The organism is Pseudomonas sp. NPDC087358, from assembly GCF_044900785.1.
Lineage (GTDB): Bacteria > Pseudomonadota > Gammaproteobacteria > Pseudomonadales > Pseudomonadaceae > Aquipseudomonas.
On record NZ_JBJDOA010000005.1, the window covers coordinates 267,668 to 281,560 of the forward strand.

Sequence of the window (13,893 nt, forward strand, 5' to 3'; positions counted from 1 at the left end):
GGTTTATGCGGCTTGCAGCGACTTGCCGATGGCCGCGTTGAACGCCGGCAGATCGTCAGGATTGCGCGAGGTGATCAGGGTCCAGCCGTTGGCCGGGCACTCCTTGACCTGGGCATCGACCCAATTGGCCGCCTTGGCATTGAGCAGGTCGATGCGCACGCTCGGGTAGGAGGTCAGGGTCTTGCCCGCGACCACGCCTGCATCGATCAACAGCCAAGGGCCGTGGCAGATGGCGGCAATGGTCTTGCCCGCTGCGGTGAATTCTTTGACCAGACGCTGGGCATCGGCATCCTGGCGCAAGGTATCGGCGTTGACCGTGCCGCCCGGGATGACCAGCGCATCGAACTCCCCGGCTGACAACCCGGCGAGCTGGGTGTCCGAGGTGACGCTGGTGTCTTTCTCGGTGTCATGCAGGAAGGTCTGGGCGGCGCCACCCTTGATCGTGGCATGGGTGACCGCTGCGCCCATGTCTTTCAATGCCTGCAGCGGCTTGAGCAATTCGTCGCGCTCGATACCGGTGTTGGCGGTGATGATCAGGACCTTCTTGCCGTTCAGTGACTGACTCATGGTAATGATTCCTCTTGAGTGAAATCCGGCCCGCTAAAAAACGGACGTATCGGTTCTGAGAGGGAATCGAAAACGCGAAAGTTCAGGCTGATTGCATCACCGGCCGGCAGTTACAGACACTCGCGCGCCGCTTTTTCCAGGGCGCTGCGACCAAACGCCGATGCCAGCGGTGCACGCTGATAGAGGAATACCCGGGTATTGGGGTTGCCTTTGAACACTTCGAGAATGTCGTCTTGCGAGACCTTGCTGGAGATCAGGAGTTTGTAGTGTCCCTTGCTCTCGGTCAGCGTGGTTTCGCGCTTGATCTGTTGCCATTTGGGGAATACGCATTGCGCATAATCGGCAGCGGTTTTAGGCGTTTCCATGTCCACGGAAGGGTTGTTGGGGGTGGAGCCGCAGCCAGCGAGGAACATGGCCAGCCCGCTTGTCAGCAGTAAGAGACGCATCTATTGATCCTGAAAAAGCAGAAAGGGAATACTGTTTTCAAGGCTCGTCCAGGCAGCAGCGCATCGACCCACAATTGGCAAGGCAGATAAGTTGCCGTGCGAAGTGATTGTTTTTTCGGGATGAGAAACGCGCGAAGTCGGGAAGCAAACTCATTTGCATCAAGTCTGGACGTGCCGGTGAGTTATTGGCGCATATGTTGACCAGCAACGCTGCAAATGAAAAGAGCGCGTTTGAAATTATCTCGCCTGATCCCAGGCCCCTGCCAGCGGCGGCCCCGTTGCGATCATTTGGCCGTATCTACCTGCCGTTCGGGAATCTTGAAGCCCAGGTAGACGCCGCTGCTGATGCCCATCAGTGCCATCAGTGACTGGCCGAACGTTGGCGTTTCAAGGTCTGTATAGACTTTGGTCAGGTAAATGGCCCCCAGAACGAATGTCCAGACCACGATTTGCCAGCGGTGGATGGTCGGGCCATTGATGTCGTTGACCAGATCTGCCAACAACCCCCTGGATTTGATCGGTGCAATCGCCGACTTGTAGGCGCTCCACTGCGTGCTCACGGGCTCAAGGGTTTCGAGCCTTGCTGTGGCCTGTTCCGAGGTTTCTTTTTCGGGGGGTACGCTCAGTACGTGGTGTCGATTCTGCAGCAGCTGAACGTCTTCGCAGGTTTTTAGGCCCAGGGCGGCGACCGCCATCTCGATCTTGTCGACCTGCTCCTTCTTCGACTGGTCGATGGCCACCGCAGCCAGTGCCGTGGCGCCAGAAATGCCGAGCAGAGCGAACGATTCGGGGTTCAGGGAGTTGAGGTCCTTGGTCACGGCCAGGATGAACAGGAACGAAGACAGGATCAGAACGAACCAGAAAGCCATCTGAAAGCGTCCGAGGCTGTAGGGCCTATGGCGCAGCAGCATCTGCGGAATGACCGAGTCCCTGATCATGTAGCCCTTGTGGGCGTAGAGGGCCGTGATGATTATCACGGCCAGGCTGACGACCAGGCCCAATGTCATCATCGGCGCGGTGTAGGTGCTTAATGAAACAGTGGGCTTGGGATTGTTCCTGGGACTGTCTTGAGCACCTGCGCTGGTGTTGCCCGCCGTGCCTTTGTCGAGAGCCGTGATGCCTTGCAGCGATTTGCCGCCGATCTCCAGCGAAACGGCCATGGGTCGAAGCGTTTGATGGGAAAACGGACTGCCTAGCAGGGATTTCCACTGATCACGATTGCCGTCAGAGCGCGACAGGGTGAAGAAAACCTGTTTGTCCGGCCCATACCAGCACTTGGGTGAGAGGCCCCGGCTGTGGTCCAGGTACAGCGTGATCTCGCTGCATGTCTGCGGGGGATCACCGCCGATCAATTCAATTCCCAAGGCCTGGTCCAGCTGCAACGGGGCAACCGGTTGATCCGCAGCGGCGATCAGTCTGAACTGGGTGGGCGCTGCGGCGCTTGCAGTGTTGAACAGGGTTAACGCCAGCAAGATTGTCAGCGCGGCAGTCGCAAATGGCTTCATCTGGAGTGTCCGAAGCGCGCCTCATTCCTGACGCCGGCAGGGCCAGCGCCAGAGCGGGCGAGCGCTTCAAGGTGCGGGCGGGTCAGACGGGCAGGGCGTTGACCAACGTGGTCAGCCGCTCCAGCGTGGCACTGTCCGGCGACTGCGTGACGGGCAGATGCTCCCGGGCCTGGAACAGGTTCATCGCGTCCCGGGTGAATTTGCCCAATACGCCGTCCACGGGGCCGGGCTGGTAGTTAAGAAATATCAGGTAACTTTGCAGGGTGCGCACTTGCAGGGTAGGCATGCCGCCGTGTGTATAGGTCGCATAGGCGGCCTCCAGACGCTTGTCATACTGATTGACTGCATAGTTGGGGCCGTTATACCGCGCTGCGAATTTAGCCCAGTTCTTCATTTGCAGATGCTCAATACAACCGGTTGTCTGCATGAAGCCAATAGTGCAGGCCAACTGTTCATTTTCCGAGTGCACCATTTTCTCGATCATTTGCCCGGCATTGGATGAATGGGTTTTATCAAAGTTAAAGCCCATGACTTGTCCCAGGCCCCAGGACGTGCTGTTGAGCGCCTTCTCAGGCGCCAACGCCATCGCTGCCGCGAGGCGCTCATATTGATGACTGCCGGTGGCCCCGTAGTTACCGGGCGTTTTATTGCTGATATCAGGATGGCTGGCGTCGAACTGGTGTTCGGTTTCTCGGCTGAAGACGTGTTGTTCAAAAAGAATCTTCGGACGACGGTCGCCGAAGTACCCGACCCCTGAGGTTTCAACAGACAGAACCGCCCACAAGGCGGCTGCTTCCAATTGCGCGGTGTCGAGGATGTGATCGAAACCGGCATCGTCGATGGCGGTACCGTGACCGATGAATGACATGGTGGCTCTCCAGGTAGTGTCCATGCTGGCAGGCGGACCAAACGGCTGGAGATACTGCGCAACTGTCCATTGGTGCGGCGAAAAAAACGTATCCAACAACGTGGACGTTTTGTGTGTGGGGTTAAACGTAGCGGGGGCTTTCGGGCCTGTCCAGTGACCCCTTGACCAGAGGTCGGCAAATCCTAGAGCCAATCGATTGAAGCCCGTGTGCACTCAGAGCATTTGGTTATGGAGGGTGCAAGATCGGTTGTCCGATGCACTTGATCACTGGCGCTCGCCCCATGCGCCAGCGTTCGCGCAGTGCCTCCCCATGCTCAGGATCGAGCATTGACATTTTTTTGTCCTCGCTTACAGTGAGCAATACCGAGCATGTTCGCTCTTAATCAATCATAAGCGAGCATCGGAAAAATTCGATCGATCATGAGGTGGCGGGATGTCAACCGAACTGCACAGAGCTGCTTATTCCGTACTGTTGCCGGCTTTCTCGGGGCTTGAGATCGATGACAGCGTGCGCCGGTGTCTGAGTCGCGGTGGCGTGTCCATCCTGCTGGGTGAAAGCCGCGATGAATACCTGGCGCGCAACATGAGTTTCGAGCGCCGTCGGGCGGAAACCCAGGCGCATTTTGCCGGGATCGCGCAGCAGGCCGCCGCCTATGCCGACGGGCCGGTATTGGTCGCGGTGGATCAGGAGCTCGGGGGCATTCAACGTCTGCATCATCTGGTGCCGGGGATGCCGTCGGCGGATGCGCTCAAGGCGCTGAGCGCTGATGAAATCGAAGCGTGCAGTTATGACATGGCCAGTTCGGCGCGGGTCATGGGCGTCAACCTGTTCCTGGCGCCCATCGTCGATGTGGTGACCGGCACCAACCCCTGGTTGCACGAGCGCAATTTGGGCCCGAACCCTGGGGAGGTGGCGCGAATTGCCTGCGCGTTTATCCGCGGCGTCCAGCGGGCGGGGGTGATCGCTACCGCCAAGCATTTTCCCGGTCATTACCAGACCGAGCAGGACCCGGCAGTCGCTTGCGCGTTTGTGCCCGAGTCTGAACAGGGCCTTGAGGATGGGCTGCAGGTGTTTCGTCAGGTCATCGCCGCCGGTGTCGGGGCTATCATGCCGGGCCCGGCGGTGTTTCCGGCGCTCGATCCAGTGCAGTCGGCGAGCACTTCGGAAAAGATCATCGGCCTGCTACGCAACACGCTGCGGTTCGACGGTTTGATCATCTCCGATGATCTGGATGCGGTGTCGATCCTGCGCGGCAACAGCGTCACCGACACCGCGGTGGCCGCGCTGCATGCTGGGGCGCATTTGCTGCTTGTTTCCAGCGAAGCAGGGCTGGACGACATCGCTCAGGCGATTGTCGACGCGGTGCTGAGCGGTGGGCTGCGCAGGGATCAGCTGCTTGAGGCATCGGCAAAAGTACGCGGCATGGCTCAGGCCTCTCGGGCTCAGGTGGAGTCCGGGTTGTATGTGTCTTACCCGATACCGGGCGGACACCTCACCCGCCGGGTGATGCGCTGAACCCGGCCGCTGAGGCCATGGTGCTGTAGGCAGAACGTCAGCGGCGCGGCACAATGCCTGCACGTCTGACGTCCTCACCCGACAGGAGTCTGTTGCCATGTACACACCTCTCGCCATGCCGGACTTGCTGCGCCTGGCTCATCGCAGCGCCGCCGTGAGCCAAGCCTGTTCCTGCATGCCCAAATCCTTCGCTGGCTGGGAAGGCATGCCGGTCTCGCTCAAGGACAGCCAGTTGCGGGAGATCGGCTCGCTGATCACCGCCGAAGAGGAGGACCTGACGCTGGATGAATACCACCCCCAAGGCTCGTCGTACTGGTCGTTGAACGCCCCTATCGCCCCACAGTTTTTCCCCTATAACCGTTGCCGCGTCTGGGAGTGCGTGACCTGCCGTCGTATTTTCCTGCGCTATGCCGAAGCGGGGGCTTATCACATCGAGCAGCGCATACGCAGCCTGGATCCTGCGCTGATCGTTGATGTCGCCTTTGAAGGGGTAGGGCGCGCCTGATCAGGCCCGGTCGCAGGCTGGCAGGGTGGGGCAGACTGGTGTGCGTTGATTGTGCTCGAACAGGCCAGGCCTTACCCTCGGTGGCCTGTCCTTCATACCTCAAGGAAATGCCCGATGAGCTGGTCAGCCAAGCAGTATTCGATGTTCGAGCAGCAGCGCACACGCCCGGTGCGCGATCTGGTCGCCGCCATACCCAGCCAATCGGTCGAGCTGGCTATCGATCTGGGCTGCGGTCCTGGCAACTCCACTCAAGTGCTCGCCGAGCGTTTCCCAAATGCCCGGATCACGGGGCTGGACAGCTCCCAGGACATGCTCAACGAGGCGCGTCAGCGGTTGCCCGACCTTGAGTTTGAACTGGCCGACATCGACAGCTGGAATCCGCAACCGACCTACGACGTGATCCTGGCCAATGCTTCGTTGCAGTGGGTACCTGATCATGCAGAGCTGTATCCGCGCCTGGTCAGTCGTTTGAACCCCGGCGGTACTCTGGCGGTACAGACCCCGGACAACCTCGAGGAACCGGCGCACCGGCTGGCGCGCGAGATCGCCGCCAGTGGGCCGTGGGCGAGCAAGATCGCCTCGGTCAAGCATCCGGATCGGCACCCTGGCGCCTGGTATTTCGAGCGGCTCAAACCTCACTGCAGCGAAGTCGACGTGTGGCGCACGACCTACCATCATCCATTGGCCGGTGGACATGCTGCGGTGGTCGAGTGGTTCAAGGGATCGGCGCTGCGGCCCTATCTGCAGAAGCTGGAAGAAAGCGAGCAGGCGGCGTTTCTGCAGGCCTATCTGAAAGCCATCAGTCAGGCTTACCCGGCGCTGGCCGACGGCACTGTGTTGCTGCCGTTTCCGCGACTGTTCATCGTCGCGACGCGCTGAAAGTGCCTAGACATCCGGCCGCGATTGTGCATCAGTCTTCGCTTCTGGCCGTACAAAAAGATCACTGATCTGGAACCGACCATGACCGACACTGCAGACTCCCTGGCCTTGCGCCTGATCCGCAACTTCAACGACGTGCCACTGCAGGACGAGCGGCGCGACCCGCTTTATCAGACTCAGGCGGCACGCCTTGGGGTGGGCACCGCGGCGCAGAAGTTGGGCGCCTCGGTAGACATCGTGGCGCCGGGCAAGCGTTCCTGCCCTTATCATTTCCATCACGCCCAGGAGGAGATGTTCGTCGTGCTCGAGGGCCATGGCACGCTACGCGTCGCCGGGCAGCTGCTGGCGATCAAGAGCGGTGACGTGCTGTTCATTCCGCCTGGCCCGCAGTACCCGCACCAGATCATCAATACCTCCGACGCGCCGCTCAAGTATCTGTCCATCAGCACCCGGGAAACGCCGGAAGTCTGCGAGTACCCGGATTCCGGCAAATACGAGGCGACGGTGACGATCAACGGGGCGAGGGCGTTCACTGCCGTGCAGCGCACTCAAGCCAGTGTGGACTACTGGGAGGGCGAGCCTTGAGAGCAGCATTTCGTGCGGCCGGCTTAGCCGAGCCATCCTGCGGCGACACCTTTGGTTATAACGATAGATCGTTTCGGTCTACTGCGTTTATAAGAAAGCTCGCTATTCTGCGCGCCAGTTTTTCCCCGCGTGTGCGCATCGGTCAGGCAGAACAATGGATTTTGGCAATATAGGTTTCGTCGTTGCAGGCTTGCTGGTTGGCTTCATCGTGGGCATGAGCGGTGTGGGCGGTGGTTCGTTGATGACCCCGATCCTGCTGTGGTTCGGGATCAATCCGGCCACCGCCGTGGGCACCGATCTGCTGTATGCCGCCATCACCAAGAGCGGCGGCGTGTTGGTGCACAAAAAGAACGACAATATCGACTGGGGTATCACCGGCTGGTTGACCCTGGGCAGTGTGCCTGCGGCCGGACTGACCCTGTGGTTTCTCAGCACGCTGCATACGGCGCCCGAGGCGATGAACTCGGTGATCAAGCAGGCGCTGGGTTTCGTGCTGCTGCTGACCGCCCTGGCGATCTTCTTCAAGCAACGTCTGCTGGCGTTCGCCCATCGCCATGCCGGCGATCACTACCGGCTGAGCGACAAGAGTCTCAACGCGCTGACGGTGCTGACCGGAGTGGTGCTCGGGGTCATGGTCGCGTTGACGTCGATAGGTGCGGGCGCGCTGGGTACCGTCGCGTTGTTCATCCTGTACCCGTTTCTTGATACCCGCCGGCTGGTGGGCACCGAAATCGCCCATGCCGTCCCCCTGACGCTGGTAGCAGGGCTTGGTCATGCCAGCATGGGCAACATGAACTGGCCGATGCTGGGCTTTTTGCTGATGGGCTCGCTGCCGGGCATTTACATGGGCAGTCATCTGACCGGTCGCATCCCGGACGCCATCCTGCGGCCTTTTCTGGCGGTGATGCTGATTGCCATTGGTTACAAATTGGCGTTTTGAGCGTAGAGACGCTACCTGTCCGACGCAGACAGCGGTGAATGAAGGGAAATGACTGATGGACGTCGTCGCGCAACCGCAACTGCTGCGTTTACTCACCGAGCGCCTGATCCTGCGCCCGGCCCTGGGCGGCGATGCGGCGCAGATCCAGGCGTACCACCTCAACAACCGGGCGCATCTGCAACCCTGGCAGCCGACACGCCCGCCCGGTTTCTACGACATCGACAGCATCATCCGGCGCATCAGCTTCATTGAGCACGAGCGCCTGGCCGGGCGTGGCCTGCATTTGTTGATGTGCGAGCGCCAGAGCGGCGAGATGATCGGTGAATGCAATTTCAGCAACATCGTCCTCGGCGTGTTTCAGGCCTGTCAGCTGGGCTATTCGCTCAGTGCACAGGCGCAGGGCAGGGGGCTGATGAGCGAGGCCCTGGGCAAAGCCATCGCCTACGTATTCGAGGATCTGCAGCTGCATCGAATCATGGCCAATTACCGACCCGAAAACGAGCGCAGCGCCCGCGTGCTGTCGACACTGGGATTCGAGCGTGAAGGATTTGCCCGCTCGTACCTCAAGATCAACGGCCAGTGGGCAGACCACGTCCTCACCGCGCTGATCAATCCGGCCAGCTGCTGACCTGCTCCCTTCATTTGAGCACGTTCGACTCTGCCCGTAGGGCGTGGAAGCCCGACGGGTCGGCGACAGGCTGCGCAGCAGTTGTGAAATCGGGCGGTGGGTAACGTCAGGCAGACCGCAGACACGGGTTTGGCTGCCGGTGCCCGGCAGATCGTCGGCAAGCCAGCCTCCCACGCCTTCGGCAGAAGCGGATATGAGCGGCCATCTATCGGGTTCGGCACAAGCGCACTGATGACGGCCGTAACTTCTTCAGCAGCACCCTGGTTCAGCAGTACCCTGGCGGCGCCCAACCCTGTAGCAGCAAGGCTTGCCGGCGGTGGCGATTCAAAGTCGCCGCCGCCGGCAAGCCGTATTCAACCCAGGCTGTCAGTGGATGGTCTGCTATTGCCTAGCAAAGCTTGTCGATGACGCGCAGGCCGGGTTCCTGCCGGGCGCTGCCCCATTCACTGCTCAGGGTGTCGAGGACCTGGCCCAGGAACTGTTTGTCGGCGGCTGCCTTCTTGCCGACGTAGCCCTGGCCCTTGCGGTACATCTTCAGTCGCGCACGCATGTGCGGGTGCTGGTCGTCGAACTCTTGTTCCTCGGTGCACGCGCCCAGGCCGTCCATGTGTACATCACCTTTCTCACAGACCCAGAGAATGTGGCTATCGAGGGAGTCCTTCTGCGCCGCGAACAGTCGAGCCAGTTGATCAATGGTAGGTTGATTGTTCAGATTCATGATTGGATACCCCTTTATGCCCGCTTGTTGATCTATCTGGTTAGTTCAAACGTAATGGCGAATCGTCCATCGATTCGCAGTTTTCTCACTTGCCGACAAACAGGGTCCGTCGATACACAGAGCCGGTACCGGGCCTGCGCAGGTAGTGTCGGTGAGGAGCTGCTACAGAATGATTCGAAACGCAGGAGAGAATCAGCGGACGTCGTGAGGACACGGGCGACTGTGCTTGGTCGACCACAAGTGTCATGAGGACGTTTCGCCAGCGCTCGGCCTGGGTGGGTCGATCATGCCGGTTCAGCTTCATCACAATCTGCCTTGTGGGCAGCACACATCCAATGGAGGTTCGACGGTTACATCGAACGGGCCCGGAATACTTTTGCCAGCTCTCCCGATCGGGGAGACGCTTGAACTATGCCGTTACGAAAAAGCTTCGTCAACACATTTGTAGTGATTATTTTCCTGCACTACATAATTTGTAGTTTCGAAACAGCAAGGTCTGTTCGTGACTACAAAGTCAGTGAATACGGGGCTTCGGGACCGGCGGGAAGGGGGAGCGGGGCGTTTTGCGACAATGTATGGAATGGCCCGTGGTTCAGCGCAAAGCCTTGAAGCAATTGCACCGGGCTGCTGTGTTCTGCATGGCGCGACAAGCCTGTCACGCCGTGCAAAGCGCCCTGGCATCAAGCGGATTTGGCGACCCAGGACTTCTGCCGACGATACAGCATCAGCGTTGCCGACAAACCGCACACCGCGGCGAACATCAGCCAGTACGCCGGGGAGGCTTTATCGCCGGTGGCCTGCACCAGAAACGTCGACATCGCCGGGGTGAAACCACCAAAGATCGCCGTCGCCAGGCTGAACGCCAGGGAGAAGCCCACCACCCGCACGTTTTGCGGCATGACCTCGGTCAGCGCTGCCACCATTGCGCCGTTGTACATGCCGAAGAAAAACGAGAAGTACAGCAGCACCACCAGCAGACGTTCAAAACTTGCCGCTGCGGCCAGCCAGTGCATGGCCGGGTAGGCGGTGAAAATGCACAGCACGGAAATGCCCAACAGCAACGGGCGGCGGCCGATGCGGTCCGAAATCGCCCCGCCGATCGGCAGCCAGATGAAGTTGGTCAGGCCGACGAACAGGGTGACGATCAGGCTGTCGGTGGTGCTCAGGTGCAGCACTGAGCGGCCGAAGGTCGGTGTGTAGACGGTGATCAGGTAGAACGTAGTGGTGGTCATCGATGCCAACAACCCCCCAGCCAACACGGTGCGCCAGTTGTCCCGCATCGAGCGAAACACCTCACCAGCGCTTGGGTGATGGGTGCGTGCCTTGAACGCTTCGGTTTCCTGCAGCGAGCGGCGGATCACGAAAATGAACGGGATGATCACGCAACCGATGAAGAACGGTACACGCCAGCCCCAGGCCGCGATCTGCGCAGCGTCCAGCCAGGCATTGATGCCGTAGCCGAGTGCGGCGGCAAGGATGATCGCGATCTGTTGGCTGGCCGACTGCCAACTGGTGTAAAAACCGGTGCGCCCCGGCGTGGCGATTTCCGCCAGATAGACCGAGACTCCGCCCAGTTCCGCCCCCGCTGAAAACCCCTGTAACAGGCGCCCGAGCAGGACCAAGATCGGCGCTGCGACGCCTATGCTGGCGTAACCGGGCACCAGCGCGATCAGCACCGTGCCGCAGGCCATGATCGCCAGCGTCACGATCAGCCCTTTGCGGCGGCCGACCTTGTCGATATACGCGCCCAGCACGATGGCGCCGAGCGGGCGCATGAGAAACCCCGACCCGAACACGGCGAACGTCATCATCAACGAGGCGAACTCGCTGGTGGCCGGGAAGAACGTCTGGGCGATGTAAGTGGCATAAAACCCGAACAGGAAAAAATCGAACTGTTCGAGAAAGTTGCCACTGGTGACCCGCACGATGGCGGCGAATTTCGCCGTCCTCGACGCGGGGTTTGCGGGTGTCGTATTCATCATGGCTCTGCTGTGCTCGATATTGTTATTGGAATGAAGGTGCGGTGTTTGCGTTTGCCAGGTCAGTCGCTGCCTGCGTTGATCGGATTGGCCTGGCGCTTTTCGATGGAAAACTTGAGCAGCGCCGCGCTGCGGAAAATCCCATGGGCGAACTTGCTGTAGGGCATGGTCAGAAAGAACGCCATCACAAAGCCCAGATGCACGGCCAGCAGCAGGCCCAGTGCGGTGGTTTCGCGAAAGGCCAGCAAGGCCAGACCGCTGACGCTCAATGCCAGCAGCAGCGCGATGAAACCTCGGTCCATGGGTTTTTGCGCAGCATCGCCATGCTCAGGGTTGCGCCGCAGGTTCAGCCACAGCAGGCCGGCGGGTCCGATCAACAGACCGATGCCGCCGGCTGTGCCGAGCAGGACCGGCAGGCTGAGGATCGGGTAGGGCGCATGCCAGTCGAGCAAAAAGTGATACAGCGTGGCGACGCCGGTTGCGGCGAAACACAGGAGGAAACCGTAGAAGGTCAGATGATGGAAACGACGGCGCCAGAGGGTGAACTTATCGTCTTCGTTGTTGCAGCCCTGACCGTGTCCGCCATCCAGGTACTTGAGCTGTGCCACGTTGGCCGTGGCTTCCAGTGCGGCTGAAGTCTTGAGCGACGGGGAGGCCTCGCCCGGGGTGATCTGGCCCCAGAAACGCCGTACACCTATCGCCAGTGCCAGGACCGCGAAACCGAACACCGCGCCAAACATCAGCGCCAGGGTGTTATGCGGGAAGATCCCGTAGAAATTGCCCCCGGGCATGGCGGTGAACAGGTTGCCCATGATCAGCAGTGTCAGGCACAGGAACAGCGCCAGCCCGGCACCGCTCGCCAGGGCCAGGGTCAGGCCGTTGCGTTGGTAAAGCGTGCCCAGTGCCTTGGGCCAGGCGTACTCGGCGTAGGTCTCAAGGCGCACCTTGGCCATGGCCTTGGGCACATTCACCGCGAATTCGTGGGGCGCTGCGTACTGGCAGGCGTGCAGACAGGCGCCGCAGTTGTGACACAGATTGGCCAGGTAATGGATGTCGGCCTGGGCGAACTCCAGGCGTCGAGTCATGGCCGGGAACACCGCGCAAAACCCTTCGCAATAGCGGCAGGCATTGCAGATGCTCATCTGCCGCTGGACTTCGGTTTCGTGCAGATTGAGTACCGGGATCAGCTCGCCCGGCGTGTTGGGGTCAAACAGCTGCATGGTGCGATTCCGTCATTTCAGTGGAAGGGCCCAAGCCCGCGGAGGCTGCGGCCTGGGTGCCGGCGATACGGCCGAATGCGGTGCCGATGGCCATGCCGATACCGGCGGTATAACCCTTGCCCAGTACGTTGCCGGCCATCATTTCGCCGGCGACGAACAGGTTGCCGCTGGCCTTGCCGTTGAAGCGCACGGCGGCCGTTTCATCGGTGGCCAGGCCCAGGTAGGTGAAGGTCACGCCGGGCTTGAGCGGGTAGGCGTAGAAGGGTGGTCTGTCCAGAGGGCGTGCCCAATGGGTCTTGACCGGGGTCAGGCCCTCGGTGTGGCAGTCGTCCAGTGTGGTGTGATCGAAGGTGCCGACCCGGCAGGCGCGGTTGTAGCTTTCCACGGTCTCGACAAACGCCGCCTGCGGCAGGCCCAGCTTGCGCGCAAGTTCGCCCAGGGTATTGGCCTGGGTGCCGGGAAACACCGGGGGCATGAAGCGGCCGATGGCGTGCTGATCGATGATCGAGAACGCCTGCTGCCCCGGTTGCCCCGCCACCAGTCGACCCCAGATGGCATAGCGCTTGGGCCAGAAATCCTCGCCCTCGTCGTAGAAGCGCTCGCCGTCGCGGTTGACCACCACCCCGAGCGAGACGCAGTCGATACGGGTGCAGATGCCGCCGTCATACAGCGGCGCTCGGGCGTCGATCGCCACCATGTGCGCCTGGGTCGGGTCGCCGATGATGTCGGCCCCCAGATCGATCATGCGCCGTAGCAGCACGCCGGTGTTGAAGCGCGTACCGCGGATCAGGAAGTTGTCCGAGGGCCACTCGCCGCGCTCGTTCTGGCCCCAGGCTTCACGCAGCCACTCACGATTGGACTCAAAGCCCCCAGCGGCCAATACGCAACTGCGCGCTTCGATGCGCTCGGCGGGCAGCTGCCGTCCATCTACTTCACGTTCGCCCAGATGCGCAGCGACGAACTGACCGTCTTCCAATTCGATATCGCTGACCTGAGCGTCGTATCGAATCTTTACCCCCAGCCGTTCAGCGCTGCGGAAATAGGCGTTGACCAGGGCCTTGCCGCCGCCCATGAAAAACGCGTTGGTGCGGGCCACGTGCAATGCGCCGGACAGCGGTGGCTGGAAGTGCACGCCATGGGAGCGCATCCAGTCGCGACAGGATGAAGAGGCGCGAATGGCCAGACGGGCGAGCTTTTCATTGGTCAACCCGCCCGTGACCTTGAGCAGGTCCTGCCAGTATTCCTCCTCCGGGTAGGCATCGACCAACACGTCCTGCGGGGCGTCGTGCATGCAACGCAGGTTGCGCGTGTGTTGTGAATTACCGCCACGCCAGACCTTGGGCGAGCCTTCGAGCAGCATCACGCTGGCGCCAGCCTCCCGGGCCATCAACGCGGCGCATAACGCGGCGTTACCGCCCCCTATGACAAGAACATCAATCATTGTTTCTCCTCAAATCGCCCGCATTCAGGAGCCTGCGCTCAGGAAGCAGGGCCGCCAGCGATGGGAGAACTGTAGGGAAATGCGCCGAGGGTCCGA

At 60.8% G+C, this 13,893-nt stretch carries 14 protein-coding genes; 6 read left to right on the top strand and 8 right to left on the bottom strand.

Annotation, left to right across the window (positions count from 1 at the left end; all coding sequences use genetic code 11):
* Window positions 1-3: 3 nt before the first annotated feature.
* The 4 genes from ACI2KS_RS14200 to ACI2KS_RS14215 form a co-directional block, all read right to left on the bottom strand.
* Entirely contained in the window at window positions 4-567 is a 564-nt protein-coding gene (locus ACI2KS_RS14200) for a type 1 glutamine amidotransferase domain-containing protein (protein ID WP_404621194.1), read from the bottom strand.
* A gap of 110 nt (window positions 568-677) precedes the next feature.
* On the bottom strand, window positions 678-1,013 hold the full coding sequence (locus ACI2KS_RS14205) for a hypothetical protein (protein WP_404621196.1): 336 nt from the start codon (window positions 1,011-1,013) through the stop codon (window positions 678-680).
* A 284-nt stretch (window positions 1,014-1,297) separates the two neighbouring features.
* Window positions 1,298-2,518, bottom strand: coding sequence for a hypothetical protein (locus ACI2KS_RS14210; protein WP_404621198.1), 1,221 nt, complete (start codon window positions 2,516-2,518; stop codon window positions 1,298-1,300).
* Window positions 2,519-2,600: 82 nt separating this feature from the next.
* Window positions 2,601-3,386 (bottom strand): N-acetylmuramidase domain-containing protein, encoded by a 786-nt coding sequence (locus ACI2KS_RS14215; RefSeq protein ID WP_404621200.1) that lies wholly within the window; start codon window positions 3,384-3,386, stop codon window positions 2,601-2,603.
* Between the two features lie 433 nt (window positions 3,387-3,819).
* Between ACI2KS_RS14215 and ACI2KS_RS14220 the strand changes: the two genes are divergently transcribed.
* The 6 genes from ACI2KS_RS14220 (at window position 3,820) to ACI2KS_RS14245 (ending at window position 8,439) form a co-directional block, all read left to right on the top strand.
* The gene (locus ACI2KS_RS14220) at window positions 3,820-4,902 is read left to right on the top strand and encodes a glycoside hydrolase family 3 N-terminal domain-containing protein (protein ID WP_404621202.1); all 1,083 of its coding nucleotides are present in this window, start codon (window positions 3,820-3,822) and stop codon (window positions 4,900-4,902) included.
* A 97-nt stretch (window positions 4,903-4,999) separates the two neighbouring features.
* The gene (locus ACI2KS_RS14225; protein WP_404621204.1) at window positions 5,000-5,407 is read left to right on the top strand and encodes a hypothetical protein; all 408 of its coding nucleotides are present in this window, start codon (window positions 5,000-5,002) and stop codon (window positions 5,405-5,407) included.
* Window positions 5,408-5,521: 114 nt separating this feature from the next.
* Window positions 5,522-6,286 carry a trans-aconitate 2-methyltransferase gene (tam, locus tag ACI2KS_RS14230; protein WP_404621206.1) on the top strand — a complete coding sequence of 255 codons (765 nt, stop codon included), beginning with the start codon at window positions 5,522-5,524 and terminating at the stop codon, window positions 6,284-6,286.
* A gap of 81 nt (window positions 6,287-6,367) precedes the next feature.
* A complete protein-coding gene (locus ACI2KS_RS14235; RefSeq protein ID WP_404621208.1) occupies window positions 6,368-6,871 on the top strand; it encodes a cupin domain-containing protein in 504 nt (167 codons plus the stop codon).
* Window positions 6,872-7,025: 154 nt separating this feature from the next.
* Window positions 7,026-7,811, top strand: a complete 786-nt coding sequence (locus tag ACI2KS_RS14240) for a sulfite exporter TauE/SafE family protein (protein WP_404621210.1) — start codon at window positions 7,026-7,028, stop codon at window positions 7,809-7,811.
* Window positions 7,812-7,866: 55 nt separating this feature from the next.
* Window positions 7,867-8,439, top strand: coding sequence for a GNAT family N-acetyltransferase (locus ACI2KS_RS14245; protein WP_404621212.1), 573 nt, complete (start codon window positions 7,867-7,869; stop codon window positions 8,437-8,439).
* A gap of 388 nt (window positions 8,440-8,827) precedes the next feature.
* Here the strand turns inward: ACI2KS_RS14245 and ACI2KS_RS14250 are convergent, their stop codons facing one another.
* From ACI2KS_RS14250 to tcuA, 4 genes are all read right to left on the bottom strand, one after another.
* The gene (locus ACI2KS_RS14250) at window positions 8,828-9,157 is read right to left on the bottom strand and encodes a hypothetical protein (RefSeq protein WP_404621214.1); all 330 of its coding nucleotides are present in this window, start codon (window positions 9,155-9,157) and stop codon (window positions 8,828-8,830) included.
* Window positions 9,158-9,837: 680 nt separating this feature from the next.
* The gene (locus ACI2KS_RS14255) at window positions 9,838-11,136 is read right to left on the bottom strand and encodes an MFS transporter (RefSeq protein WP_404621216.1); all 1,299 of its coding nucleotides are present in this window, start codon (window positions 11,134-11,136) and stop codon (window positions 9,838-9,840) included.
* Window positions 11,137-11,198: 62 nt separating this feature from the next.
* The gene (gene tcuB, locus ACI2KS_RS14260; RefSeq protein ID WP_404621218.1) at window positions 11,199-12,356 is read right to left on the bottom strand and encodes a tricarballylate utilization 4Fe-4S protein TcuB; all 1,158 of its coding nucleotides are present in this window, start codon (window positions 12,354-12,356) and stop codon (window positions 11,199-11,201) included.
* The gene (gene tcuA / locus ACI2KS_RS14265; RefSeq protein WP_404621220.1) at window positions 12,343-13,797 is read right to left on the bottom strand and encodes an FAD-dependent tricarballylate dehydrogenase TcuA; all 1,455 of its coding nucleotides are present in this window, start codon (window positions 13,795-13,797) and stop codon (window positions 12,343-12,345) included. Before tcuA ends, tcuB begins: the two co-directional genes overlap by 14 nt.
* Window positions 13,798-13,893 lie beyond the last annotated feature (96 nt).

What these genes read in the sequence shown, in the direction of transcription:
- tcuB (WP_404621218.1), bottom strand. Translation starts at nt 12,356, where the DNA reads ATGCAGCTGTTTGACCCCAACACGCCGGGCGAGCTGATCCCGGTACTC.
- ACI2KS_RS14215 (WP_404621200.1), bottom strand. Translation starts at nt 3,386, where the DNA reads ATGTCATTCATCGGTCACGGTACCGCCATCGACGATGCCGGTTTCGAT.
- ACI2KS_RS14200 (WP_404621194.1), bottom strand. Translation starts at nt 567, where the DNA reads ATGAGTCAGTCACTGAACGGCAAGAAGGTCCTGATCATCACCGCCAAC.
- ACI2KS_RS14205 (WP_404621196.1), bottom strand. Translation starts at nt 1,013, where the DNA reads ATGCGTCTCTTACTGCTGACAAGCGGGCTGGCCATGTTCCTCGCTGGC.
- ACI2KS_RS14225 (WP_404621204.1), top strand. Translation starts at nt 5,000, where the DNA reads ATGTACACACCTCTCGCCATGCCGGACTTGCTGCGCCTGGCTCATCGC.
- ACI2KS_RS14220 (WP_404621202.1), top strand. Translation starts at nt 3,820, where the DNA reads ATGTCAACCGAACTGCACAGAGCTGCTTATTCCGTACTGTTGCCGGCT.
- tcuA (WP_404621220.1), bottom strand. Translation starts at nt 13,797, where the DNA reads ATGATTGATGTTCTTGTCATAGGGGGCGGTAACGCCGCGTTATGCGCC.
- ACI2KS_RS14235 (WP_404621208.1), top strand. Translation starts at nt 6,368, where the DNA reads ATGACCGACACTGCAGACTCCCTGGCCTTGCGCCTGATCCGCAACTTC.
- tam (WP_404621206.1), top strand. Translation starts at nt 5,522, where the DNA reads ATGAGCTGGTCAGCCAAGCAGTATTCGATGTTCGAGCAGCAGCGCACA.
- ACI2KS_RS14210 (WP_404621198.1), bottom strand. Translation starts at nt 2,518, where the DNA reads ATGAAGCCATTTGCGACTGCCGCGCTGACAATCTTGCTGGCGTTAACC.
- ACI2KS_RS14245 (WP_404621212.1), top strand. Translation starts at nt 7,867, where the DNA reads ATGGACGTCGTCGCGCAACCGCAACTGCTGCGTTTACTCACCGAGCGC.
- ACI2KS_RS14255 (WP_404621216.1), bottom strand. Translation starts at nt 11,136, where the DNA reads ATGAATACGACACCCGCAAACCCCGCGTCGAGGACGGCGAAATTCGCC.
- ACI2KS_RS14240 (WP_404621210.1), top strand. Translation starts at nt 7,026, where the DNA reads ATGGATTTTGGCAATATAGGTTTCGTCGTTGCAGGCTTGCTGGTTGGC.
- ACI2KS_RS14250 (WP_404621214.1), bottom strand. Translation starts at nt 9,157, where the DNA reads ATGAATCTGAACAATCAACCTACCATTGATCAACTGGCTCGACTGTTC.